Origin of the sequence: Algoriphagus sp. NBT04N3, from assembly GCF_019443765.1 — a bacterium.
In the GTDB taxonomy this organism is placed as follows: domain Bacteria; phylum Bacteroidota; class Bacteroidia; order Cytophagales; family Cyclobacteriaceae; genus Algoriphagus; species Algoriphagus ornithinivorans.
The window spans coordinates 3,485,887-3,509,668 of sequence record NZ_CP048415.1; the positions used below are offsets into that span (position 1 = coordinate 3,485,887).

At 38.2% G+C, this 23,782-nt stretch carries 24 protein-coding genes, 1 tRNA gene and 1 pseudogene; 5 read left to right on the plus strand and 21 right to left on the minus strand.

Annotated features, from left to right (window positions below):
- Window positions 1–46 precede the first annotated feature (46 nt).
- From GYM62_RS15175 to GYM62_RS15240, 15 genes and pseudogenes are all read right to left on the minus strand, one after another.
- Window positions 47–808: an SDR family NAD(P)-dependent oxidoreductase gene (locus tag GYM62_RS15175; RefSeq protein ID WP_144605546.1), complete on the minus strand. Its 762-nt coding sequence runs from the start codon at window positions 806–808 to the stop codon at window positions 47–49.
- 45 nt (window positions 809–853) lie between these two features.
- The gene (locus GYM62_RS15180; protein ID WP_014773254.1) at window positions 854–1,723 is read right to left on the minus strand and encodes an SDR family oxidoreductase; all 870 of its coding nucleotides are present in this window, start codon (window positions 1,721–1,723) and stop codon (window positions 854–856) included.
- A gap of 96 nt (window positions 1,724–1,819) precedes the next feature.
- Window positions 1,820–2,086 (minus strand): helix-turn-helix transcriptional regulator, encoded by a 267-nt coding sequence (locus tag GYM62_RS15185; RefSeq protein WP_160111209.1) that lies wholly within the window; start codon window positions 2,084–2,086, stop codon window positions 1,820–1,822.
- Window positions 2,087–2,456: 370 nt separating this feature from the next.
- Window positions 2,457–3,455: a DUF2971 domain-containing protein gene (locus GYM62_RS15190; protein ID WP_103923797.1), complete on the minus strand. Its 999-nt coding sequence runs from the start codon at window positions 3,453–3,455 to the stop codon at window positions 2,457–2,459.
- Window positions 3,456–3,596: 141 nt separating this feature from the next.
- A complete protein-coding gene (locus GYM62_RS15195) occupies window positions 3,597–4,802 on the minus strand; it encodes an SIR2 family protein (protein WP_219957034.1) in 1,206 nt (401 codons plus the stop codon).
- Window positions 4,803–4,889: 87 nt separating this feature from the next.
- Window positions 4,890–6,800, minus strand: a complete 1,911-nt coding sequence (locus GYM62_RS15200) for an ATP-binding protein (RefSeq protein WP_103923795.1) — start codon at window positions 6,798–6,800, stop codon at window positions 4,890–4,892.
- Window positions 6,801–6,885: 85 nt separating this feature from the next.
- Window positions 6,886–7,530 (minus strand): tyrosine-type recombinase/integrase, encoded by a 645-nt coding sequence (locus GYM62_RS15205; RefSeq protein ID WP_255590697.1) that lies wholly within the window; start codon window positions 7,528–7,530, stop codon window positions 6,886–6,888.
- Window positions 7,528–7,674 (minus strand): annotated as a pseudogene (locus GYM62_RS21070) (phage integrase N-terminal SAM-like domain-containing protein); the annotation flags it as partial. The gene GYM62_RS15205 and the pseudogene GYM62_RS21070, both read right to left, overlap by 3 nt.
- Before the next feature lie 18 nt (window positions 7,675–7,692).
- Window positions 7,693–7,848, minus strand: coding sequence for a hypothetical protein (locus GYM62_RS15210; protein ID WP_184496413.1), 156 nt, complete (start codon window positions 7,846–7,848; stop codon window positions 7,693–7,695).
- A gap of 76 nt (window positions 7,849–7,924) precedes the next feature.
- Window positions 7,925–8,941 (minus strand): toprim domain-containing protein, encoded by a 1,017-nt coding sequence (locus tag GYM62_RS15215; RefSeq protein WP_160111208.1) that lies wholly within the window; start codon window positions 8,939–8,941, stop codon window positions 7,925–7,927.
- Between the two features lie 192 nt (window positions 8,942–9,133).
- Window positions 9,134–10,156 carry an AAA family ATPase gene (locus tag GYM62_RS15220; RefSeq protein WP_103923792.1) on the minus strand — a complete coding sequence of 341 codons (1,023 nt, stop codon included), beginning with the start codon at window positions 10,154–10,156 and terminating at the stop codon, window positions 9,134–9,136.
- 277 nt (window positions 10,157–10,433) lie between these two features.
- A complete protein-coding gene (locus GYM62_RS15225; protein ID WP_103923791.1) occupies window positions 10,434–10,736 on the minus strand; it encodes a hypothetical protein in 303 nt (100 codons plus the stop codon).
- 69 nt (window positions 10,737–10,805) lie between these two features.
- The gene (locus tag GYM62_RS15230; RefSeq protein WP_146914386.1) at window positions 10,806–11,501 is read right to left on the minus strand and encodes a hypothetical protein; all 696 of its coding nucleotides are present in this window, start codon (window positions 11,499–11,501) and stop codon (window positions 10,806–10,808) included.
- 2 nt (window positions 11,502–11,503) lie between these two features.
- Window positions 11,504–12,760 (minus strand): tyrosine-type recombinase/integrase, encoded by a 1,257-nt coding sequence (locus tag GYM62_RS15235; protein ID WP_146914387.1) that lies wholly within the window; start codon window positions 12,758–12,760, stop codon window positions 11,504–11,506.
- A gap of 171 nt (window positions 12,761–12,931) precedes the next feature.
- Window positions 12,932–13,004: transfer RNA gene (locus GYM62_RS15240), tRNA-Met, on the minus strand.
- A gap of 551 nt (window positions 13,005–13,555) precedes the next feature.
- On the opposite strand from GYM62_RS15240, the gene era reads away from it, so the two are divergent.
- The 4 genes from era to GYM62_RS15260 all read left to right on the plus strand — a co-directional run bounded on the left by era (window position 13,556) and on the right by GYM62_RS15260 (window position 16,725).
- Window positions 13,556–14,449, plus strand: coding sequence for a GTPase Era (gene era, locus GYM62_RS15245; protein ID WP_091653042.1), 894 nt, complete (start codon window positions 13,556–13,558; stop codon window positions 14,447–14,449).
- A gap of 1 nt (window position 14,450) precedes the next feature.
- Window positions 14,451–15,764: a ribosome biogenesis GTPase Der gene (gene der, locus GYM62_RS15250; protein ID WP_091652565.1), complete on the plus strand. Its 1,314-nt coding sequence runs from the start codon at window positions 14,451–14,453 to the stop codon at window positions 15,762–15,764.
- A 75-nt stretch (window positions 15,765–15,839) separates the two neighbouring features.
- The gene (locus tag GYM62_RS15255) at window positions 15,840–16,037 is read left to right on the plus strand and encodes a hypothetical protein (protein ID WP_091652562.1); all 198 of its coding nucleotides are present in this window, start codon (window positions 15,840–15,842) and stop codon (window positions 16,035–16,037) included.
- 64 nt (window positions 16,038–16,101) lie between these two features.
- Window positions 16,102–16,725, plus strand: coding sequence for a SprT-like domain-containing protein (locus GYM62_RS15260; protein ID WP_219957035.1), 624 nt, complete (start codon window positions 16,102–16,104; stop codon window positions 16,723–16,725).
- 1,333 nt (window positions 16,726–18,058) lie between these two features.
- On the opposite strand, the gene scpB is transcribed toward GYM62_RS15260, so the two are convergent.
- From scpB to GYM62_RS15280, 4 genes are all read right to left on the minus strand, one after another.
- Complete coding sequence (gene scpB / locus GYM62_RS15265; RefSeq protein WP_091652556.1) at window positions 18,059–18,619, minus strand: SMC-Scp complex subunit ScpB; 561 nt, start codon at window positions 18,617–18,619, stop codon at window positions 18,059–18,061.
- Between the two features lie 4 nt (window positions 18,620–18,623).
- The gene (locus tag GYM62_RS15270; RefSeq protein ID WP_091652554.1) at window positions 18,624–19,007 is read right to left on the minus strand and encodes a TraR/DksA C4-type zinc finger protein; all 384 of its coding nucleotides are present in this window, start codon (window positions 19,005–19,007) and stop codon (window positions 18,624–18,626) included.
- A 213-nt stretch (window positions 19,008–19,220) separates the two neighbouring features.
- Window positions 19,221–19,391, minus strand: coding sequence for a hypothetical protein (locus tag GYM62_RS15275; protein ID WP_175557866.1), 171 nt, complete (start codon window positions 19,389–19,391; stop codon window positions 19,221–19,223).
- A gap of 68 nt (window positions 19,392–19,459) precedes the next feature.
- On the minus strand, window positions 19,460–21,964 hold the full coding sequence (locus GYM62_RS15280; RefSeq protein WP_219957036.1) for a lamin tail domain-containing protein: 2,505 nt from the start codon (window positions 21,962–21,964) through the stop codon (window positions 19,460–19,462).
- Between the two features lie 228 nt (window positions 21,965–22,192).
- Here GYM62_RS15280 and GYM62_RS15285 point away from each other — a divergent pair, with 228 nt between their 5' ends.
- Window positions 22,193–22,447, plus strand: a complete 255-nt coding sequence (locus GYM62_RS15285) for a hypothetical protein (protein WP_219957037.1) — start codon at window positions 22,193–22,195, stop codon at window positions 22,445–22,447.
- Between the two features lie 73 nt (window positions 22,448–22,520).
- Here the strand turns inward: GYM62_RS15285 and GYM62_RS15290 are convergent, their stop codons facing one another.
- Both GYM62_RS15290 and GYM62_RS15295 read right to left on the minus strand, forming a co-directional pair.
- Entirely contained in the window at window positions 22,521–23,369 is an 849-nt protein-coding gene (locus GYM62_RS15290) for an IS3 family transposase (RefSeq protein WP_219959474.1), read from the minus strand.
- Window positions 23,339–23,716: a transposase gene (locus tag GYM62_RS15295; RefSeq protein ID WP_219956869.1), complete on the minus strand. Its 378-nt coding sequence runs from the start codon at window positions 23,714–23,716 to the stop codon at window positions 23,339–23,341. Before GYM62_RS15295 ends, GYM62_RS15290 begins: the two co-directional genes overlap by 31 nt.
- Window positions 23,717–23,782: the final 66 nt, after the last annotated feature.

Sequence of the window (23,782 nt, forward strand, 5' to 3'; positions counted from 1 at the left end):
TAGAGCAGATAACTATGTAAGTGCCGATGTTGAATAAACAGAGAATCTAATATGCCGCCATTCCTCCATCTACCACATTAATGGTTGCAGTTATAAATTGGCTATCGTCAGAAGCTAAATACAAAACTACATTGGCTACTTCTTCGGGCTGAACATACCTTCCCAAGGGAATACCTTTTATAAATTCCGCTTTTATTGCCTCTGCATGTCCTGGAGCCATTCCTTCTTCCAGAGAACGCATCATCCGGTTATCAACGGTCCCCGGATTAACTGTATTTACCCTGATTTTTCGTGGGGCAGCCTCCTGTGCTGTGGCTCGCATAATACCAATGGTGGCGTGTTTACTTGCATTATAGGCGGTCATTCCTGAGATGCCAATAAGCCCTGCTACGGAAGATGTAATGATAACACTTCCTCCGTCATTCATTCTTGGTAACACATGCTTCATGCCCAACCAAACCCCTTTCACATTGACAGCAATAACTTTATCAAAATTTTCCTCCGGGTATTCTGTAATTGGCTTTACCACCCCTTCGATCCCTGCATTATTGAAGAACACATCTATTTTGCCAAATTTATCTACTGTTTTCTGTGCATATTTTTCAACATCAGAACTTTGGGTAACATCTGCTACGCAATAATCAACATTTGGTGATTGTAATTCTGTTGCAGCATTTTTCAACGAATCCTCATTTACGTCAACAAGCATTATTTTCGCACCGTTTTGTAAAAAAAGTTTGGCGGTAATCAGGCCGATACTGCCGGCACCACCTGTAATGATTGCAACTTTGTTTTCTAATTTTCCCATATTGGTTTCATTTATGAATTTCTACTATTTAAGGTTTTATTTATCCTACAAGGATTTTGTGCCATATACACTTTTTAGAAAATCCTTTAAATCAAGAGGAGGATGACCAATTAATTTCTTTAATGTATCATCGGCATAATCAAACTCCCCGGCTTTCATGGTCTCGGCAATACTTGCCATCATACCCGTAACATTTTCCGGCAAACCATGTTGCAGCATGCCCTTTTTCAAATCTTCCAGTGGAATATCTACATAGTTTACAGGGGCATTTACAATATCCGAAAGCATAACAGCTATCTCTGTAAAGGTATATGCTTTTAATGCGGTGATATTATACACTTTATTCTGATGGGCAGAAGGGTTGGAAAGTACAACTGCATTGGCCTCTGCCATATCATTTCGTGACGCAAAATTTACCCTTGCATCACCAGCACTGTAATAAATAGCTCCTGTATTGGTAAAATCTCCTAACAACATCGGTAGAAAATCAGCATAATAGGTATTTCCCATAATGGTATAAGGAATTCCTGATGCTTTAATCTCTGCTTCTGTTTTTACGTGATCCATACCTCCACTGAATTTGGAATCAGGGGAAGATTTCAGCACACTGGTGTAAACGATATGCTTTATGCCACTCTCTTTTGCCGCTTTTATGGCATTAGAATGCTGCTCATAACGTCCGGTTATGGAACTTGATGAAACCAGTAAAAGGACATCTACCCCCCGCATAGCCGCAAGCAATGAATCATAATTAAAGTAATCTCCTATGGCAATATCCACTCCTTTTTTTTTGAATGGAGCTCCTTTTTCTTCGGTTCTTACCAATGCCCTAATTGGGGTTTTAGGATTTTTTTTCAATAAAGATTCGATAGTGGCCGCCCCTAAATGCCCGTTGGCTCCTGTAATTAATATCATAATTTTTTGTTTTTAAATTAGTTGGTAGATGTTTTCACAAACTTAATCAAAATTAAAAGATATATTGAAATATATCTATATATTGAATAAAAAAAATTACTTGACCAATTCTTCTTTAAGGGATGTGAGGTATTTTTCTAACAACTTCTTATTTACCGATAAAAGCGAATGTTGTCCATCCTTTTTTGCATGGATAAGTCCGCAATCAAACAGTATTTTAGAGTGGTGTGAAATGGTAGGTTGAGAAAGCGTAAAGTGGCCTTCCAATTCACTGCAACTGATTTCTCCTTTTGCCATGAGTATCTTTAGAATTTTGAACCGCGTGGCATCAGCCAGTGCTTTTGATATTTTGAGCAAATCCATTGTCATTTTGTTTTTTGTAAAGATAATGTTTTGTAAAGAATTTTACTGTTGACCAAAACTAATAGCGAATAAAATAAGGTGCTTTATTGCTGGCCAGGCTGAACTTTATAAGTATAATATACTTAGGGTATGGATGATATTACTGACCTATCTCGAATTCACACTGCCTACTATTTATAGTCTGGCGCGGCTATGGCATGTGCCAAATGCTTGGGGCAATTCGGATGACAACTCTTCTTAAAAATGCGAAGGGTCGGGCCGTTTCTTTTTCTCTCCATGCGTTGGCATATTATTCATAATATTCCCATTCAATAAATTCTAGGTCTTTCCCGTTTGTCGGTTTACATTCAAAGTATTGTAGTTCTTTTGCTTACTTATCAAAAATGTGAAAGATTCTCTTCTTTACGTTTTCTGGAGTTCGCATACCAAAATAGATAGCTTTCAGACTTTCAAGTGGATAATGTCGGATTCTTTCTTCTGGTTCTTGGGGATTTCCAAAGTTTATATGAATCGCTCTCCATTCCTTTTCATATTTCCACGGTGCAGTTTTGGTAGAGAAAACCCATTCTAATTGATGAGCAAAATGATGTGTCCAAGGTTTTGAAAGACCTATCAAATCACAATCGTGTTCATTTTCAAAAACTTGTGAAAACTCGAAAAAATTTATAAACGGCTGTTCGCTCTCATAATTAACTTTTTTAATTCTGTCCCAATACACGTGGGTTTCTAAATCCCATTTGGATAGTCTTTCTTTGTATTTTTTGCAATCTAATTTCCTTCGAGCTTTCCCGATGTAAGGGAAAAGACCTGAATTTTCTAACGCAAACTCTAAACAGATTCCTGAATGCTTGCTGGAATAGTGCGACCACATTAAAAAATCATCATTGCTTTCTGAAAAGCAAGTAGCATAACTATTTTCAAGAAATTTTGACGATATACGTTTAAGTACGCTTTTGAAATTCTCTGAATCAAATTGGAATTCTAGATTGTGTTTCTTTGATGCGGAATCAATAATGCTTTTAATATCAATATCCCAAACTCTTTCTTTTTCATCTTTTAGCTGGTTTATATATTCAAAAACCGTTTGCTGAAATTCTGCAACCTTTGTTCTGTTGTCATTGAATGCAAGTAGGTTTTTGTCGTTCTTCCTTTTTTTGTCAGTTAAGGCATCATTGAGCGATAGGGTTGACTTAAAAAGAAAATAAATCAGATATTCTACTTGCTCGGATTTCTCACAACTAAATTCAATCCGAGCCGACAAATCAAGCGGGTCATTCAATTCGAAGTAGGAAGCGAAGTACAACTCTTGATAGTAAAGTTCCTTAAAAAGAAATTCTGAAAGTGGGCGATATTTATAGAGAATCTTCAATTTCCTGCAGTGGTAATAATTTTTCAGTCAGCTATCCTTGTATGCAGCACAACTTTTGGCTATGAGTATTATCCCTAAGTGGAGCGGCATAGGTGGTGTTACAAGTTTTTTATTATTTATTTTTTATTAAATGAACAGTTTTTATTCAAATTTAAAGGTTTCATCAAAGTATTCCTTTTTGACGATGATGTAAGATGAGGGTATGCCATAATCAAATGTGAATCTTTCAAAGATCAAATCCGGGTTGGGATTATGGATAATAATCTTTGGAAATGTTTTCCGTTTGAGAAATGCCGATTTAAACAATTGATCAGTTCTAATATCAGTTACAGGAAATGAATATCCTATTATATAGATTTCCTCTGCGTTTTCAATTTCTCTTTGTGCTTCAGCCCAAACTCGAGTAAATAATGTTCCAAATAAATCGTATTCTTTATTTTTTACCGGGGGAATTATTAATGGCATAGAATACAAACCTTTATCATTCGATTTTCCTTCAGGCATCAAAGGGTTTTTAATTCTGCTTTTTACTATTGTATAACCTTCAGGAGCAGGTTTACCTATCAAGGGAAGATTTGGTGGATAATAGCCATATGAGAACTCTTCATATCCAGACATGTATCTACCAGCATAGGTTGCATATGGTTTAGTTGCTCGTTCGAAGACATAGAAGTCTTCTACATTAGTTTCCTGGCTTAATTCAAATTTGCCTTCTTTGCTAGGTATAATATGACTTGTAATCCAATTACTAGAACCGTGAAGTTTTAACAACTTCGGGAAATTTCGTTCAATAGATTGATCATCATTATAAATCCAATCATCCCTGAAAACGGCAGAAGGCTGTACAAAATATCCATTTCCACTATTCCAATCAGTTTCTTTCATTAAAGCTCTGTCCATCAAAGTATCCCAATTAAAAGTTATGATTGAGTCTCTCGTAGAAAGTTGTTTAGCTAAATTTTTATGAGTTAAAGATTCATCACCATTCTGAATTTCATTTATTACACTTACAAAAAGAAATATCAATTCATTATAAGCCTTTAATTGTTGAATACCATCTGGGTGTCTAAAAATATTTCCACGATGTAAAGCCTTGTACAATTTTTTTTGAATTTCAGAATGCAGTAATTCGATTTCTTCAGAAAAATTCAAAAATTGGAGTGCATCAACTTTATCTCTATCAGATATATAGTTAATTAAATGTCCAATTAATACCCAAGGATTTTCTGAAATTTCAAGTTTTCTAAAGGTTTCAAAAAAGTCTAATGCAACAGGCATTTTCACACCTGTTTTAGATTTGTTATAGCTTTTAGAAGCCCCTGCTCCAAGTATTATTGCTCTTTTCATTTAAAAAATAACGTCAATGTAAGAATCGTAGTTTTGGTTGTGCTGTAGCAATGAAAGGCTCTAATTTCTACAAATTGTTATGGCCTATTAATTTTCTAATAAGTTCATTTGACCGTTAAGCTCTTCTTCCAGTCTTACATTTTCGAGAAATGGTGAATTTTTTACTTTGTCATAAAGATTTAGTAATCGGCTGTTAGCCCGTTTTACTACAGTATCGTAAAGTAAAGGAATTATTTTAGTTCCCCCTTGATGCGTTTCCTGAGCTTCAAGTGGATCAATTTCCGAACCGAGAACGAAACATGTTATTTTATTTTCAGGAGTGACATATCCTTTTTTTGTTAACTCCTTCACATATCCCCATGCTTGACTTTTTTGCTCTGAACTAAGGGGAACACCTGGCTTTTTTAATTCCACTATCGTAAGTCTATCTACGCCAATTTCACCGCCTTCATCATCATATTTAGGATATGAGTAGAGACCTACTGTACTGTCACTTAAAATTGCGAAATCTGGTCTTTTTCTTGAGCCTTTCTCTATTCCTCCGTATAAATTTTGTATTACTGATGTCATTCCTTGATTTGAGGTGTATTCGATAGTTTCGTATTCGGGTCCAAAAATCCATAGGCCCTTTTTGAATAAAGGTTGCAACTCCTGAACCTCATCAGTATCCTTTGAAAGTACTTTGATTTTTAACTGCTCCAATAATTTTAGCCTAAATTGAAGTTCATCCAAAACTATTTTTGCAAGATCCACATTCCATTCTTCTAGAATCTCATTGAGATTATCCAGTTGATTTGGATCAAGTTCATATAGAGCGTGTATAAGGCTGAATTGAGATTGTGATTCCTCCAAATTGGCTAGGATTGTCCCAAGCTTTGCAAGTTCTGTTTCATTAATTGATGGGCATTCCTCCTGCACTTGAGTTATAAACGAATTCCATTTTGTTTGACCAATTAGCCCAATCCTTTTAAGAGTTTGATTATTTTGTGATTTGATGTCATAAAAAGTTTCTTTACGTTTTTCTTTAGAAATATCCAAAACAAAATCTTTAACCTTGTTGAGTACAACCTCATTTACTGATTGAAATTCGTCACTATTTGATTTAAATCCAGACCAATCCGGATGTATGTTTTTTTCGGAATTTAAAATATCTGCCAAAACGATAAAGATAAATCTTTTGGCTTCTATACGTCTTCCGTCAATAAGATGATCCATACCAGTTCCTTTCCACGAACACTCACCAACTAACCTCCCATTCACATGCCATGCAATGCCATGTTGATGGGTAGTTTTGTCAGTTGATAAAGTATCGATTGCAATTAGTTTAACTTCTCCAAAACCTTCCACGGTTAGAATAAACTCCTTAATATTTTTCTCTGGTATATCTAGAAAGGTTATTTTTTCTCCATCAATTGCAACTTCGAAATTTGGGTCAGTAAGGAATCTCATACCAATCTCTCTTTTGATTAAATTAGCCGAGATTATGGGAATTTTGGCATTATCTGCATAAACCATTGTTCCATGTCCAGTTACTCCTTCTTTACTATCTATTTTCTGGAAGAATATTTCGCCTTCATTCCCTTTAAATACTTTTACAGTAACTTCATTATTCTTTTTCCATGTTTTAACAAAGAAAGACGGACCAAAACAAAACCCTGCAAATCGTCCTTTGCCGTTTTTTCCAAAAGCAAGTCGTTTTGAAATAAATGAGTTTTCTCTAGGTATTTCAGCATAAATACCCTGATCTCTTTGCCTATTATATGCCAATTTTCTAAAACGTTTATCAAATTCGGATTCAGACATCCCATGTCCATTATCTCTGATGAAGAAAGAATTGTCTGATTCGTTAGGCCATTTGATTTCCACTTTAGAGGCACCTGCATCCCAAGAATTTGCAATTAGCTCTATTATAGCAATCTTTGGTTCACTCACTATTCCAGTACCAGTAAATGATTCGAGGAATCTCTCGTCAAATAATGCTGTTTGTTTTCCTTCCATGAGTTTTCATTATTAGCTATAATACTTTTTGGTTACAGCATCACCACTTCCCTATTGCCTATATATCACCATTGTCCACAGGTCTTTAGGGATCTGCTGTGACCAAATTAAGGATTTCGTCGATCCCATCAAGTGGACTTTGAATATTTTTATTTGATATCGATAGCACATGCGTATATATTTCAGTGGTCTTACTACTTTCATGACCAAGGAGAGCTTGCACATAACGCAAATTTGTCCCCTTTTGAAGTAGATGAGTTGCAAAACTGTGACGCAAAGTGTGTACAGTCGCCCAAGGGTTTGAATTGCTATTCTTTATTGCTCTTCGAAAAACGGCTTGAATGCTTGTCGCTGAATACTGACCTCCTTCCTGCCCTTCAAATAGCCAATAACTGGGCTTATAAGCTTTGTAATACTCTCTAAGCATTACTAGCAGAATTGGTGAAAGCACAGTTTTCCTATCTTTTTTTCCTTTTCCTCCCTTGATGAAAATGTAACCATCATCAGAATGAATATCTCGTTTTCTTAGGTTTAGATATTCCGACGAAAGGTTGATAGCTTCACTTATTCTTAATCCAGCACTGTAAATAAGCATCAATACAGCTCGGTGCTTTATATTCTCCACACTGCAAAGGATTGCTTTGATCTCTTCCTGACTGAGTACATTGGGCAGCGTTAGGCTTTTCTTAGGTCGTTGGATATCATAAATAGTCCGTTCTCTACCCAGCACGTGTTCATAATACGCCTTAATCGCGTTTATCAACGTATTTTGCGCACTTTCTGAAATTTTATATTTGGTGATCTGATGATAGACAAAGGCTTCTATTTCTTCCTTTGTCACATCCTTAATATTTCGACTTTCAAAAAAAGATAAAAATTGAGTTAATGATGATCAATAGTTCTTTACTGTAGATGGGCTATAGGCTTTAAGAATTAATTTCTGCTCCAAATCTGCCAGTGCCTGGACGGATTGCGTATTCATGATTCTAACTGGTACTGCAACTTTTCTTTCAGATGGCCTGACTTCAGATTTACCTTTATATAACATTTGAAGTTGATCCCAATTAGCTTTTGTATTGACGAGACTCCAAAGTATTCCACTTTAACCCCCAGACCGAATATTGTCACTTGTGAACCCCACCCACCAAAAATGCATTAACATCCTCAAAACCAGAAAAGTGACATCTTTGATCAGAAACATTCGTTTGGATCTTCCAGATTTCCATCGCTTCTGAAGGAATGATTTTCATATTGGAAAGGAGAATTCCAATTTTGTCCCTACTCCCCCTCAATGCCTCCAAATCCCAATCGGTAGGTGATCCTTTTTGAAGGCAATAACGGAATAGCTGGGCTACTCTAATAAAATTAATTGTACACTTCTCTCCCGTAACATCATTATCCAAATAGAGATCAACTACTTCACACTCTTCCAAAACATCCAGAATTAAGCGAAAACTGAGATTGGCAGTACTATTCAGAATAATGGCTTTGAAATCTGTAGCTCTAGAAAGCTTCAGATAACTCAGAAAGTCAAACCAGCCTTCAAAAACTTTGATGCCTTTAACAGTCCCAAGGATTCGAATTGAAGTACCTCCTCCAAGAATGTTCCCCTTAAAAATAGAGGATCGAAGTACCCATCCACCCGATTCATTTGGAAAACCCACTGCGAAATATCGCTTTCCCTTATTCCGCCAATGCACCTCTTTACCGAAAGGAGCAATATCCTGAAGATCAATACCCCTGCCTCGAATGTATTGGATAAGTGCATCATGGCTGATCTCAGCCACCTTTTCCACCACTATTTTCTGGGCAATCTCAGGTTTTTGTCTAGGAACAAATTTTCTTACCGGAACTGATCCAGAGAGGCTTTCCACTGATTCGAAGAAGGTTTTGTTTTCAAATTCCTGGACTGCTGCGATAACGTCTCCGCCCTTTCCTGCGGCATGATCATACCACACATTCGCTTTGTCATCTACGGCAATCGAGCCAGTCCGCTGTTCCAGGAAACCAAAAAAATATTCTTTCCCGTGGATGCCTTCGAATTTCAGAAATCCTGATCTGACCAGGCTATGGAAATAATCCAGCACAGGGAATTCCTGTTTGATTCTGGCAGCCGCTTGTTTTACTTCAGAGTAGTTCATAATATTTACATTTTTATATAAATACATCTATACATAAATAATACATCTTATTGATTTAAAGGAGTCTTATCTTTCCTTTTGTCGTGAATTGTCGGATTACCTGCAAAAAGAAAAAGAGGGGTAGTGGTAAGTGGAAATCGTACGATTCGCACACCTCGTACCCCTCGTACAGTTCGATTTTTACGATTGAGCTTACTCGTCTAACTCAAGTTGCTTGAGCCATTTCCTCACAGCTCCTTCTGACACTCCGAGTTCCTGAGCTATCTTCACATTGGTATGGCCCTCATTTTTGAGATCCAAGGCCTTGGTCTTCATTTGAGATTTATCGACTGGATTCAACTGCTTTAAATGATCGGACTCTTTTCCAAACTGGATAAACCTAAACGAACTGAAATTTGAGTCTTTGCCGATTTTACAGACTAGGACATTTTCGGAGGGATATTTAAAAGCACCATACCTGACTTTTATTTGTTTCAAGTATTTAATGGAAGGGTCTTTTTGACTTTCTCCTACAGCGAAACAAGAATCAATCAGATTAATAAAGCTCTTGCTGCCTTGGATATCGTTTCTATTGATCGGTGCAAACAGGTTCCTCTTTGGAGTATGGGCAATGAGCAAAATCGACCACCCATGAATCTTTTTCAGATTGTTGAGCCTTATTAAAAATGGAGTGGTATTCCTTGCCTTCTCATTATCTGAAATCACACAAGACAGATTATCTATTACGAGGATTTTAGCGCCGGACTTGGAGGCTTGAACCTCTATCTCTTTAAAAAGAAAGCTTTCATACTCTTCAAAAGCCTCATCAAATCCATATGGATTGATTTCTGCTCTCAGGAAAAGGTCACTGAATTCGAAATGATCAAAAAGGATATCTCTTTCCTTATCGTATTGAGCATATCTCATTTCAAATTGCTTGGCTGTCAATTCCAGGTCAAAGTAGATGACTTTAGATGCTTTCAGTTCCATCTCCAATCCCAGGGTTGGAACTCCTTTGGACACACTGTCGATAATTTGTACGGCAAGCAACGACTTACCTTGATTGGTATCAGCGAAGAGAATGCATAGCTCTTCCTCATACCAAAACGGGCCAAAGATCTTTTTGGGAATAGGCTTGGACTTGGCTTCATCCATCCATTCATTGGCGGATTTGATGATTAGGAATTCACCGGAACGGGAATCGTTCGATTTTGTATAATGATTTATTGAAGTCATATTTTTTAGGCAATAAGGTTTCGATTAGCATTTTGGGGTAAATACTACTTTGAATGATTTGTAAACTTTTGGAAATGATCCGGATGGTTATCAGGATCTAACTGGGAGGAGAGTCAGAGTGGTAAAAGTTCAATAAACCGCCTTACCTAGGTTGATTTTGATCAAAAGAATGTTCAACTTGGAATCATGTTTTTAATTGTGAAGAGGTTAAAAGCAAACCAAGGAACTGCTATTGCGCATTTTCAACAAAAGGAAAGGATGGTCATCCTTTCCTTTTTTAGTTCTCAAACTCCCCCTGAAAAAACCTATCCACCTCTCTCTGGTGAATAAATCGCCTTTTACCTCGGTACATGGAGCGAAACTCCTGCCCTTTGGACTCGGAAACGGATTCCATTTTTGAAATCGAGTAATGAGATTTAACGCCAGTTGCCTCCATGAATTCCTGAAGCGACAACCATTCATCTTTTACGGATTTACTAGCCGGATTAATGCTTGAGATTTTCTCTTCCAGATTCTTGAATTTCTCTTCCAGCCATTTTTGGCTAACAGCCGAAAACGGAATAAAAGTGTCTTGATTCATAATGATTTGAGTTTGATTTACTCAAATATAGAGAAAAATAATAAAATCGGTCACTGGTGTCCTTTTTTTTCAATGATTCAAATCAATTGGATTGAGTCGATAATAATGAAGCATTTCGGAATCAAAGCGATCATCCATCCATTTTTTTAAACCTGCAATATTCTGATTCTCATCAATTACCGCCATCCTAAATTGAAGCCTATTTACCTCCGGCCAATTAAATGATTTATAAATCCTGAAAAAATCGAATACCCGTCTGACTTCTTCAATTTCCATGAATCGCTGAAAAAGTGCTAGATCAAGATGCTTTAAACCTGACAAAAACCGGGTAGGACCGGCAGCATTTAACAAATCAATCAAGTCTTGATCAATTTCTGCAAGAATCTCTATCAATTCCTTTTCCTCAAAAACTTGATCAAAATAATCAATGACTTTCTCTAAGGCAGTATTCTCGAAGACCTCATTTACCACCATAGATGGCGTAAACTCAACCGCCAAGACATCCTCAAAATAGTCTCTAAGCAGTTCAATGTGCTTTACTTCGTCTTCAATTAGACTGATCACATCTCTATTGAATTTGCCAAGGATAGAGGACTCACCACCATTTTCATTCACAAATCGTATTCCCAACCTTGATGCAAATTTGGTTTTCGCATTCTTGTACCTTACCATGACATATAAAGGAAAGCTAGCAGATGATTTTCCAATCTTCTCAAGTTCCTTCCCGTGGTAATGTTTGATTGCCAGTTTAGTTTTCTTTTGCATACTTATCGCTGAATGAAGGAAAGGATTCTCTTATAGGTTTCCACGGTTCTTCTTTCGGTATAATATTTCTTAAGAACCGAGCCGGGCGAATGCCCAAATATCATTCTAATATCATTATCATCCATCCCCAGTCGATCTGTCCATGTTCCGAAAGTCTTTCTTCCTACCTTATTGGATAGCACATCAGGGAATTTAATCTTCTCTGCAAGGACTTTCAGGTTCTGATTAAACTTTTGCTCTGAAATAGCCACGCCTGCAGGAAACAAATATTCCCCCCCTTCTCGAAAGTACTTTTTGACGATCCTTTTTGCTGCGTCATTAAGCGGAATCCAAAACTCCTCTCCATTCTTCTTTCTTTCCCCCTGAAGCACCATGTGTTCAGGATTTTCTTTCAGCAAGTTCCAATCAAATCCATTTTCTGAACGAATTGCGATCAAATCATTATAATACAGGGCCGTATTGCAAAGCAAAAGAAAAAGATCCCTGGTGATTTCAAGTCTTCTCTCTTCAAGAGAAAATTTCATTTCAGACAGCAGTTCATACTGCTTATCATTAACGTATATGATTTTATCAGGCCTTTTGGTTGACTCGACATCCAGTCTTTCAAATATTCGCTTCTTAAAAAGAATCCCATACTGGTCACAATACTCTCGATAGATCACCTTCAAACGATCCACATATTTGGCAACCGTGGTATCGGAATTAATCTCCGTTGCATTGCTCCGCAAGAAATCTATGAATCCCAAAACATAGGCTTCATCTAAATCAGCCATCACAGCCTGGCTTTTGTAGCTATCAACCAAATTCTTTAAGGTCACATATACCTTTCTCGTTCCTTCAGCTTTCTTTTTGGTTGCTCCAAATTTGAGAGAGTAATCGATATAGGATGAAATTTTATCACTAGCCCCAGGAGCAATTGTTCCATTAACACCTTTTATTCTTTTGCCTTGGTGTTTTACCAGATATATGTTCTTCAGTTTATCAGCGGTCAGAACCTCACTCCGCTTATAAAAATCCTGGATGATTTCTTTGAGATGATGAATTTCCCTTGCAATTACCCGATTGTGAAAATCAGCATACAGATATTGACTATTGACCCATTTTAATGGTTTTCCTGACCAAGCATTTTTTGGAATCTTTTCAAGGTTGAGATTAAGGTAGTGCCTTCCTTTTCGATTAATGCACAAATAGATCGCTTCGCCGTCGGGCGACTTTTTACTTTTCGGATTCAAAACCGCGGAAATTTTGAAATCTATCATGGTTCAAAATACCGAAAAAATTCTAGGCGGACAAGAAGGGGGACAAATTGGGGGACAAAAAGGGGGACAAAATCATTAGAATTTATCAGAATCAAATAGATTCGAGATAGTTCTAAATGCCTGAAAAACAAAAAACTCCGAACAATTTTTACATTGTTCGGAGTCTAAAAGTAGCGGGAACAGGACTCGAACCTGTGACCTTCGGGTTATGAGCCCGACGAGCTACCAACTGCTCCATCCCGCGATATATTTTCATAAACTATTTTAACTTAAGGACTTGAACCTGTGTCCGCCGTGGCGGATATGAGCCCGACGAGCGAACCCTGTCCCGATCCATATCGGAAAACTGCTCCATCCCGCGATATATTTTCATAAACTATTTCAACTTAAGGACTTGAACCTGTGTCCGCCGTGGCGGATATGAGCCCGACGAGCGAACCCTGTCCCGATCCATATCGGGAAACTGCTCCATCCCGCGATATGTTTTTAAGCTTTTATAGCTATTATTTCTGTGTTTGAATTGCCCTTGTGGCAAATGGTGATACAAAAGTATGCGTTTAATTTTCAAATGCAAAACCTTGAAGCGAAAAAATATTGGATCAAACAGCATCTTTTTGGATGAAGTACCCTAAATCTAATTCTTAAAACATCATTAAGGTGCTCTTAAACAAAGCCTTTACACCCTTTCCTTCCAATTTGAAAATCAAAAAGCAATTACCAAATTTTATTTTGTAGAAAGGCCGAAATCCTCAGTATTGTCTAAAAATCAAGTACCTTTGTAAAAAATTTAGTGAAATGTCGCAAAAATCTCATCAGGCTGGATTCGTCAATATCATCGGGAAACCCAATGTGGGCAAATCTACCCTCATGAATATTCTGGTGGGGGAAAGAGTCTCCATCATTACTTCCAAAGCTCAAACTACCAGACATAGAATAGTCGGACTGACCAACGCTCCTGACTATCAGATCGTATTCTCTGATACTCCAGGTATGCTCAAACCTCAGTACGAGCTCCAGAAAAACATGATGAATTTTGTCAACATTTCTCTGGAAGATGCGGATATAATTCTTTTTGTGACAGATTTGTTCGAAACAGCCGCCGATATTGAGCATGTCATCGAAAAAATCAATAATTCCGGAGTTCCAGTCCTTTTGGTCATCAATAAAATTGACCTCGCAAAACCCGGACAGTTGGATGAAGTAACCAACTACTGGACTTCACTCATCAAGGCTGAATTGGTAATCCCAATATCTGCTCAGGAAAAATTCAATACTGAAAAAATTATGCAGGAAATCCTGGACAGACTTCCAGAACATCCGGCATATTATGATAAAGAGGAACTTTCAGACCGTCCTGAACGGTTCTTTGCCTCCGAGATTATTCGTGAAAAGATCTTTACCAATTATAAAAAGGAAGTTCCCTATAGTACAGAAGTCAGCATAGAGGATTTCAAAGAAGATGAAACCATCATCCGCATGCGCGCAAATATCTATGTGGAGCGGGACAGCCAAAAAGGGATCATCATTGGAGATAAGGGAAAAATGCTCAAAAAGGTTGGAATCGAAGCCCGCCAAGAATTGGAAGCATTTTTCGGAAAGAAAGTCTATTTGGAAACCTTTGTGAAGGTGGAGCAGGACTGGAGAAAAAATAAATTAAAACTGAAAAAATTTGGGTACGACCCATCTTGATATGGCAAACATAGTAGCAATAGTAGGAAGACCAAACGTTGGTAAATCCACACTTTTTAACCGCCTGGTAGAGGAAAGAAAAGCGATAGAAGACAACATGAGCGGGGTGACCCGAGATCGCCATTATGGCCATGCACAATGGTCCGGAAAATTCTTTTCTGTCATAGACACTGGCGGATATGTAACTGGTTCGGATGATATCTACGAGGCAGAAATCCGCAAGCAGGTAAAACTGGCAGTTGAAGAATCTGACGTCATTCTTTTTGTTGTTGACTGCCATGATGGTCTTACTGATTTGGATAAGGAATTTGCCGATGAACTGAGGTCCAGCAAAAAGCCAATTTTCATTGTAGCCAACAAAGCAGATAATCTTGAAAAATCCTTAATGGCGAATGAGTTTTACGCTTTGGGGCTAAGTGATTTCGAGATTTTCCCAATAGCCGCTGTAAGCGGAAGTGGAACAGGAGAATTATTAGACCTTGTGGTGGAGCAATTCGAGGATGAAGGAGAAGAGGATCCAGATGCAGGCATTCCAAAGATTTCTATTTTGGGAAGACCCAATGTGGGAAAATCCAGCTTCCTTAATGCCCTTTTAGGCAAGGAAAGATCCATCGTAACCAACGAAGCCGGAACAACCCGAGACGCTATCCACACGCGCTATAAATTATTTGGTCAGGATTTTATCATTACTGACACCGCAGGTATCCGTAAAAAAGCGAAAGTAAAAGAGGATGTGGAGTTTTACTCCGTGATGCGCTCTTTGCGAACTTTGGAAGAATCTGATGTAGTCATCGTAATGATAGATGCTACCAGAGGCCTAGAATCACAGGATATTAACTTGATCTCCTTAGCAATCAAAAACAACAAAGGCATCATGATCATGGTCAATAAGTGGGATCTTTTAGAAAAAGACCACAAGACCATGAATAAGATCAAGGATGATATGATGGAAAGATTGGGTGAACACAAGTGGATCCCGATAATTTTCACTTCAGTTACTGAGAAACAAAGGATTTTTCAGGCGATAGAATTGGCTGTTAAAGTCTACGAAAACAAAAACCGTAGAATTCCAACTTCCAAATTGAACGATGTTTTGCTTCCAGAAATTGAACATTATCCGCCACCGGCATGGAAAGGCAAGTACATAAAAATAAAATATGTGACTCAATTGCCTACAAAAAATCCGGTTTTTGCATTCTTCTGTAACCTCCCCCAATACATCAAAAACCCTTATACGAGGTATTTGGAGAACAGGTTGCGAGAGAACTTTGATTTTGAGGGAGTTCCGGTAAAAATTATTTATAAAAACAAATAAAAAATATTTGAGCGGTTCTTGCATTATTGAAAAAACTTAATCTACATTTGTATCGAATTAAGAAAACCACAAAAAATGAAAAAAGTATTTGCAATTTTCGCAATCGCTGGCTTGATGGCAACTGCATCTTGCGGCAACAAAGAAGTTTCTGAAGAAGCTACTGAAGTAGTTGAAACTGTTGAAGAAACTACTGAAGAAACTGTTGAAGCAGTTGAAGAAACTACTGACTCTGTGGAGGTAGTAGTTGAAGAGACAGTAGAAGAAGTTAAGTAATTTCTTTCTTCCGAAAAATTCGAGAGTCCCCTCACCGGGACTCTTTTTTTTGCTACTTTTCGAAATGAATTCATCGGAAAAACTCCGACAAATCCTGAGCAAGCATATTCCTGCCAACAGCCTCCCTTACTGCCTGCGTTTATGGGAAGAGAAGCCATTTAATTTTACTGTTTCGAAATCACGAAAATCCAAATTAGGAGATTTCCGATACAGAAGGGATAGAGGTATTCAAACCATTACCATAAACGGGGACTTAAACCCATACCAGTTCTTACTCACCTTTATTCACGAAGTAGCCCATCTTCACACCTTCTTAAACTTTGGAATAGAAATCGCACCGCATGGGCATGAGTGGAAGCAAACCTTTCAAAAACTCATTAGCCCCTTACTTTCAGTGCATGTATTTCCAAGGGACCTGCTAATCCCTCTTCAAAGGCACATGCGAGCTCCCAAGGCTAGTTCTGCTCAAGACTTGTTCTTGATGAAAGAAATGAGCAAATACGACTTACAAAAGGATCTGGAAACAAACTCTTTTCTTTCAGATCTTCAATTGGGGATTACATTTGAATTGGAAGGAAGAGTTTTCAAAAAAGGAGAAACCCGAAGAACCCGGGTATTATGTGAAGAGATTAAAACCGGAAAAAAATATTTAATCACGCACTTGGCGAAAGTAAAGGTGATTGAGTAAGGTTCGATATAAGAATCTTAAAATTTCTCGCGGAGGCTTAGCAGTTTTTTTCTCCCGCAAAGTTGCAAAGAGGGGAAGGCTTGTTTCAAAGCCTATATAGTTACTTAGTTAATGGTTATTAGACTCTCCATCCTAGCAAAATTCAAATCGCACCGCTGGTGCTCTGGAGAGTTAATGACTTTATTTTCTACAATCAGATCGCACCTATGGTGCTCTAAAAGGGCTCCCTCACTGAAAGCCTCGGAGAGGCGTTTTGTTAGTAGAAACTTGAGATATGAGTAATCTAGAGCTTCAGAGAAGCGATTTGATAGTTAATTCTAATAGTTTCCAACAAAAGACAGAAGGGGCAAAGAATTTTTAGAAGTTATGTTTTCTATGCTTCCTTCCTGGTTTTACTATAATTCTCGCGGAGGCGCATCGACTCAACGTATTGAGCCGTCACTGCGAGCGCAGCTTGCGGAGCGAAGCAGTCTCAAAAACCTATATAGTTACTTAGTTAATGGTTATTGGTTATTTGACTCTCCATCCTAGCAAAATTCAAATCGCACCGCTGGTCCTCTGGAGAGTTTATGACTTTACTCTCTACAATAAGATCGCACCTATGGTGCTCTAAATGGTCTTTGCCACTGAAAGCCTCGGAGAGGCGTTTTGTTTGTAGAAACTTAAGATATGAGTAAACTAGAGTTTCAGAGAAGCCATTTGATAGTTAATTCTTATAGTTTCCAACAAAAGACAGAAGGGGCAAAGAATTTTTAGAAGTTATGTTTTCTATGCTTCCTTCCTGGTTTTACTATAATTCTCGCGGAGGCGCAGCGGCGATACGAATAGAGCCGTCTCTGCGAGTGCAGCTTGCGGAGCGAAGCAGCTTCTAAAACCTATGTAGTTACTTATTTATTTGTTATTGGGCTTTCTTACCGATCTTATATCAAATTGAATCCTTACTCTCTAAACTATTGTGGCTATGTGGTTTTGTAAAAAAATTCTAAAAGACACTTAAAAGGTTTTGTCCAGTAGAAGCTTAATGGACCAAAGCTAAAATTGACTGCCTACTACTCCATATCTATTTTAAGATTTCTGAATTCAGCTTTCCAAAAGGGTTCGCAGTGATGCTATACTTACTGAAAACTGCCTACTTTCCAGATTTCTCACTTTATAATTCAGACTTTCAATACTGCTTCTGCTTACTGCCAACTGAAAACTGCCCACTTTTCAGATTTCTCACTTTACAATTCAGCCTTTTAAGACTGCTTCTGCTCACTGCCAACTGAAGACTGCCTACTGAAAACCGCCTACTGCCCCTTTTCAGCCTTCTCACTTCAAATTTCAGCCTTCCCTACTCCCTCTCTTCTCCTATTTGATTATCAGGCTGGGAAAAATCCTTGGGTTGTGGTAGTTCCTGAATGGAATTGATGCCAAAATATTCCATAAACTTTGGCGAAGTGCCATAGATCAAGGGGCGTCCGATTTGATCAGATTTGCCCTTTATTTCTACTAGCTCCTTTTCTAAAAGTTTTTGAACAGAATAATCGCAATTCACACCACGAATCTGCTCAATTTCTCCCTTTGTCACTGGTTGCTTGTAAGCAATAATGGAAAGGGTTTCCATTTGAGCCGTGGACAGTCTTTTTTGACTTTGCTGCTTCAGTAAAATAGCAATGGAGGTCTGGTAAGCTGGTTTGGTTAAAAACTGATAACCACCCCCAAGCTTTTCCAAAGCAAAAGAAAAGTCCTCTTGCTTATACTTTTCCTGGAGTTCGGCCAATGCCTGATCAATATGCTCCAAAGGCACATCTGCCTCAAACATTTCACTCAGGCACTTATGAATTTCGTCCTTCCCCAAAGGAGAAGGACTGCAAAATATCAATGCCTCAATATGCCGATGAAGGAAATCCAAAGACTTATTTTTTAGCCAGTTTAGCTTCTATAGAATGCATAGTGTGTGGCACAGCCTTTAACCTTTCTTTAGCAATTAGCTTGCCTGTATCAACGCATACACCATAAGTACCATTCTTGATTCTAATCAGGGCATTCTCCAAGTTTATAATAAATTTCTGCTGACGGGCTGCCAATTGGCTCAAGCTCTCTCTTTCCAAGGTATCCGCACCATCTTCTAACAGTTTGGATGTCGAAGCTGTGTTATCGGTTCCACTGTCATTTTTCTTACTGAGGCTTTCTTTTAAAGAAGAAAGCTCTTCCTTAGCCACTGCCAACTTTTGAAGAATGATTTCTTCAAACTCCTTCAGCTCTTCCTGAGAATAAGCTGTTTTTTCTTCCTGACTCATAGTATTCAAATTAAGTAATAGTACTGGGACGATAATTAACTTTAAAAGTTCCCTAAAATACATGGAGCACTTGGATTTACAAAAAATAAAAGGAAACCGGTCATCAAAAAATACAATTTGGAATCAGTCAACTTTATCGAAACAGTTTTAGGATAATGGGATAGAAAAAATAATGAAACGACCCGAAAAATCAGGAGACCATAAAAAAAGCCGTTATGCAACGGCTTTTCCTTTATTCATTAATTTATCGATTCGTTTTTGAAGCACTAATGGATCAATATCTATCCGATACTTCAATTTGAGGTATTGAATTACCTCATTTACTTCTTTTCCTTCGGCAATACAAAGCTTTTGTATGGCCTGATTGATGATTCCAGGTTCCATGGGCTTGAGGGGATGATTAGAACTAAATTACTGATTTTTAAACATTTTTAGAAACCATTTACAAAAAATTAGAGTCTTTCAGCAATTATGATAGTCTTTTTGATTTGCCGGACATTCCCATTTAAATCAAATAAATCAGCTACAAGGATATAATATCCAGTCCGAACTCGCCCTCCATTTGAATTGGTACCAGTCCATGAATACAGGCCAGAAGTACCCAAAATTTCATTCTGAGCCAAAATCGCAACAATCCGACCAGCCATATCATATATTCTAAAAGTTCCCACCCAGCCTGGCTCATTTAATTCATATCTGATGGAAGTAAAGGTGTTTCCATTGCTTCCTTCCGGGTCAAATACTTCCGGATCAATTTGAATTATATTTCCCAAAAATTCCTCTTCTATTAATTGAGAGTTCTTTATCCCTGGAGTCGCATAGCCCATCGTTCCGGAGGCAGAATGCCAATTAGCCATGACTGAAGCAGGAGTTTGCAAGGATATTCTTTCCAATGAAACTCCCTTCGTATCCCTAAGCAAGGGGTGATGTAAACGCTCACTGTACCGGAAGCTCTCTGCAAGCTCATCTGATGGAGCAAGCAACACTACTGTTCCACCGGCGATCGGGTAACTAGGCAAAGTATTTATTTGATGAAATAAGCCCATGGAGGACAAAGGATAGTCAAACTTAAGCTGAACCGTATCTGTACTTATGGCTAGCTGTGCCTTTGGCGGAATCACCAGACTCCTATCGCTGATTGCCCTTACTTGATTTACTTTTCCCTGAGCATCCAAATTGGCCAACTTCCAATCTCTCAGTTCCAAATAGCGATTTGTAGCATTTATCAACTCAACAAATTTGGGACTTCCTGTCCGGGAGTTGAATAGCACTTCATTGATCATCACATCTCCGATTTGAGCTTCTGAAGGACGAATAATTATGATTTCAATTTCTTCCAATTCATTCCCACTACAATCTTGAAATCCATGAATTTTTAAAGTGACGGGATTATTTTCCGGAAATGGATTTTGAAAAAACAATGTCACTTCATCGCTATTAATTCCAACCGAGTCTATTTCAATGATTTCTTGAAAACTCAAAAAGTTAGGAAAATAGAGGGTTTGCAGGGGTTCCGAGAAAGTCAAAACCAAGGTCTGTTCATTCAAAAACTCAAATGCAAGTAACTCTGGTTTAACTAGATCTGGGCTTAAATCAAAAACCGAATTTTCTTGTCCAGGAGTCCCCCGAAAGGATGATCTAGAGGAAAGAAGAAAAGAACTTTGATCGCATCGCAAAAATGGATTTACAACCTCTAGACTATACCCTCCCCCACTGAATTCAGTGCCTTTCCAAGAAGCTGTTGTATAGCTAACTTGGTCAATTTCTTTTCCGTTTCTGTCACTTAATTGAACTCGATCACCAGAGTTGAGCAATGTTGGCCAAGAAGAAACTGGAATTACCGAACCAAAAGGCAAAAATTGATTGGCTTGGTTGGTTGGAGCAAGAATAGTGTAGGAATCTGGCTCTAACCAAAAATTACCCAGTGTAGTGGTATTCCTTGAATTAGAAATCTGAACCCCTTCTACTCTGACAGGATAATCACCGATGTGGAGCAATTCTATATATTCTACATTCGGAAGGTCATTACCATCTCTTGGCGCAGGCATCAGCTCGTTGATGACCAAAGTCTTGTAAGGAATATTGGTAGGATCGAAGAAGGTAAAATTGACCAGCGTATCTTCTAAAAAATTACCTTCTAAATCAGCTATTTGCCGAACTCTCAGATCAAATAAGCCCTTATGATCCAAAGCATCCTCGAAGCTTAAATACACCAAAGAATCTTGCCTAAGAATAGCTGACTCTGGTTCCTTCTCACCCATTAGATAATTCAATTGAATTTGCGAAAAAACAGGATCCAGTTTTTCAGAAAAGCTGAGTTCTATAGTTTTATTATCATACCCTCTTACCCGTAATATTTTAGGTGCCTCCAAATCCTCTTCTATATCTCCGAATTCAAAATCATCCATCAAAAAACGGGCACAGGATCCAGTCCCGGATCCAAATCGAATTTCCAGTTTTAAAAAGATTTCGGGCTCGGCACTCAACTCTTCTGGAAGTAGAATTTCAAATTTTCTGAATTCTTGATCTTCATTGGCAAATTCATTTTCTGACCCTAATCGAAACCAATTTGAAGGATCATTTTCCAGACTTTTTTCGAATGAATAGAAAACCACCGCCGGACGAGTGCCAGAACCATTTCTGACTGCTCTTGCCCAAAATTGAATCTTCGGGTTTTCATACATATTTGGATTCAGTCGGATAAAAACTTTTCCATCAAAGGTGGAGATTGGCTGAACTGCCAAAGCCTTGGAAGCATTTCTGCCTTGGCTAGATTGAAAAATACGGGATGAACTTGCCCTCAACTCGTTTCCACTCCATCCTGGAATAAATTCTTCAGGATGATTTACAATTTGAAAATCCTTCTCGAAGCCCTCTCTTTGATTAGCAGCTTTCAGAGTCTCTGCCTGAAATATCGACAGGATAAAAATAAAAAGTCCAACTAAAAATCTGACCATAAACCTATTAGACTAAAACCGATAAACTAATTTAATAAATCATAATTGATTATTTAAATTTTAGTCTATAGAAATTATCCATTTGGTTCCTTTCTAGAAATGCAGACTATAATCCAAAAGGCATATAAAAAGCTCGGCGTCTTCCAAAATTAAAAGCCTGCCCAATGCTCGGATTCTGCCTATTTCATAACAAAACAAGATAGGAGCAGTTTTTTAAGAAAAGAGGTTATGAGAGAATATCAGATTCATTATAAAAACGGGAAGACTAAGCAAATTCAATGTGCAGGCAGGGAAGACTTGCTGGAAAAGCTTTTTGACGGGGACGAAGAAAAACTGAAAGCAGAGGTAAACCTTTTGAGATGGGAATCTTCTGCCATGTTTTTTACAGAAGACCCACAAACAGGAAAAGTAGAATCCCAAATTACCACTGCGGATACTAACCCTTATGGTTGGAGGAGAGAAGGCAAATTTGAAGACAAGTAAATTTTAAAACCAATCTTAAGATTTTCTGCTGTTCTGCTTTTGATTTGCTCTTTCCGCTTGAAGGTTGGACTAGTTATGCAGCGATTTTAAAGTTATAAAATTCATTTGGTGTTTTCATTTCTAATGCAGAATGTGGTGCATATGTATTGTATTCATTCATCCACTTCTGTATTTGCCTGTGTACGGTTTTTGGATTATCCAGGCAGCTCTCATAGACATAATCTCGTTTAAATGTAGCATTGAAGGCTTCACACATCCCGTTTGATTGTGGTGAATAGGTTGGGGTATTACAATCGATTATATTCCAGGATTTCAAGCTGGCTCTGAGCTTTTTTTCAATGAATTCCGGTCCATTGCCATGTAAAAACTGCAGTGTATCCGGTTCAGGCAAACTCTCTCCAAAGCGGATATGTAAGGCTTCTTGAACCATTAATTCAATATCAACTGCCTGCATATGTTTTCCTGCTTTCCAGGCGATGATGGACCTGTCACAACAGTCGAGAAGAAAGGCCACCCGGAGCTTTTCCCCATTCCAGCATTTAATCGAAGTGATATCACTAGCCCATCGCGTATTAGGTGTTTCTACTGCTATCTGCCCTGTATGGGATCTGCTGCTGCCTCTGGTTCGGTGTCGGGTAATCAACAACCCTTCTTCCTTCATGTAGCGGTGCACCATGTATTTGGTCACGTTGAGCCCATAATCCCGTTTGAGCAGCGCCTTGACCCGGGGTACCCCATAGGTGGATTTCTTTGCCGTGATTTCTACAACAGCCAGTTTCATCTGCTCACACAGTTCTTTTCGCACTGTCCTTTTTCGTTCAGGATAGGGCTTTGCTTTATAATATACAGAGGATTTGGCGACTCCCAGTGTCTTGATAATCCTATTCATGCTTACTCCGAATTGTCTGGATAACGATTCAATTTCTTGTTTCGAAGTTGATCCATCTCTAACTTTTTTTTTAGGATCTTAATATCCAAAGTAGATTCCCCGAGAGCCTTCTTGAGCTCTTCATTCTCTTTTCTAAGCATTTCCAATTCAGCTTTGGAATGGAGGTCACCTTGATTTTTGATACTCATAATGGCTCCTGATTTAGCAAGTGAACGCCAGCTATACACCTGACTGGTGATCAGCCCGTGTCGGCGACAATATTCAGGACAAGATAAGCCAGAACTTTCCCAATCTTCTACAATAAAGGCTTTTTGTTGTGAAGTGAGTAGCTTTCGACCACCGGAAGAAAGTCGCGCGTTTTTAAGTAAGTCTTCGATCATTTTGTTCCTAAGTTTAGGCAACAAAACTGGTCCAGTTATTTAAGCGGTTAGGAACAGATTTTTATC

Bases quoted from the DNA above. Each gene is read 5' to 3' on its own strand.
- GYM62_RS15180 (WP_014773254.1), bottom strand. From the start codon at position 1,723: ATGATATTAATTACAGGAGCCAACGGGCATTTAGGGGCGGCCACTATC.
- GYM62_RS15275 (WP_175557866.1), bottom strand. From the start codon at position 19,391: ATGGAACCTGGAATCATCAATCAGGCCATACAAAAGCTTTGTATTGCC.
- GYM62_RS15295 (WP_219956869.1), bottom strand. From the start codon at position 23,716: ATGATCGAAGACTTACTTAAAAACGCGCGACTTTCTTCCGGTGGTCGA.
- der (WP_091652565.1), top strand. From the start codon at position 14,451: ATGGCAAACATAGTAGCAATAGTAGGAAGACCAAACGTTGGTAAATCC.
- GYM62_RS15260 (WP_219957035.1), top strand. From the start codon at position 16,102: ATGAATTCATCGGAAAAACTCCGACAAATCCTGAGCAAGCATATTCCT.
- GYM62_RS15215 (WP_160111208.1), bottom strand. From the start codon at position 8,941: ATGAACTACTCTGAAGTAAAACAAGCGGCTGCCAGAATCAAACAGGAA.
- GYM62_RS15230 (WP_146914386.1), bottom strand. From the start codon at position 11,501: ATGCAAAAGAAAACTAAACTGGCAATCAAACATTACCACGGGAAGGAA.
- GYM62_RS15195 (WP_219957034.1), bottom strand. From the start codon at position 4,802: ATGAAAAGAGCAATAATACTTGGAGCAGGGGCTTCTAAAAGCTATAAC.
- GYM62_RS15280 (WP_219957036.1), bottom strand. From the start codon at position 21,964: ATGGTCAGATTTTTAGTTGGACTTTTTATTTTTATCCTGTCGATATTT.
- era (WP_091653042.1), top strand. From the start codon at position 13,556: ATGTCGCAAAAATCTCATCAGGCTGGATTCGTCAATATCATCGGGAAA.
- GYM62_RS15285 (WP_219957037.1), top strand. From the start codon at position 22,193: ATGAGAGAATATCAGATTCATTATAAAAACGGGAAGACTAAGCAAATT.
- GYM62_RS15270 (WP_091652554.1), bottom strand. From the start codon at position 19,007: ATGAGTCAGGAAGAAAAAACAGCTTATTCTCAGGAAGAGCTGAAGGAG.
- GYM62_RS15185 (WP_160111209.1), bottom strand. From the start codon at position 2,086: ATGGATTTGCTCAAAATATCAAAAGCACTGGCTGATGCCACGCGGTTC.
- GYM62_RS15220 (WP_103923792.1), bottom strand. From the start codon at position 10,156: ATGACTTCAATAAATCATTATACAAAATCGAACGATTCCCGTTCCGGT.
- GYM62_RS15255 (WP_091652562.1), top strand. From the start codon at position 15,840: ATGAAAAAAGTATTTGCAATTTTCGCAATCGCTGGCTTGATGGCAACT.
- GYM62_RS15210 (WP_184496413.1), bottom strand. From the start codon at position 7,848: ATGTTATATAAAGGTAAATCTGAAGTCAGGCCATCTGAAAGAAAAGTT.
- GYM62_RS15235 (WP_146914387.1), bottom strand. From the start codon at position 12,760: ATGATAGATTTCAAAATTTCCGCGGTTTTGAATCCGAAAAGTAAAAAG.
- GYM62_RS15225 (WP_103923791.1), bottom strand. From the start codon at position 10,736: ATGAATCAAGACACTTTTATTCCGTTTTCGGCTGTTAGCCAAAAATGG.
- GYM62_RS15175 (WP_144605546.1), bottom strand. From the start codon at position 808: ATGGGAAAATTAGAAAACAAAGTTGCAATCATTACAGGTGGTGCCGGC.
- GYM62_RS15200 (WP_103923795.1), bottom strand. From the start codon at position 6,800: ATGGAAGGAAAACAAACAGCATTATTTGACGAGAGATTCCTCGAATCA.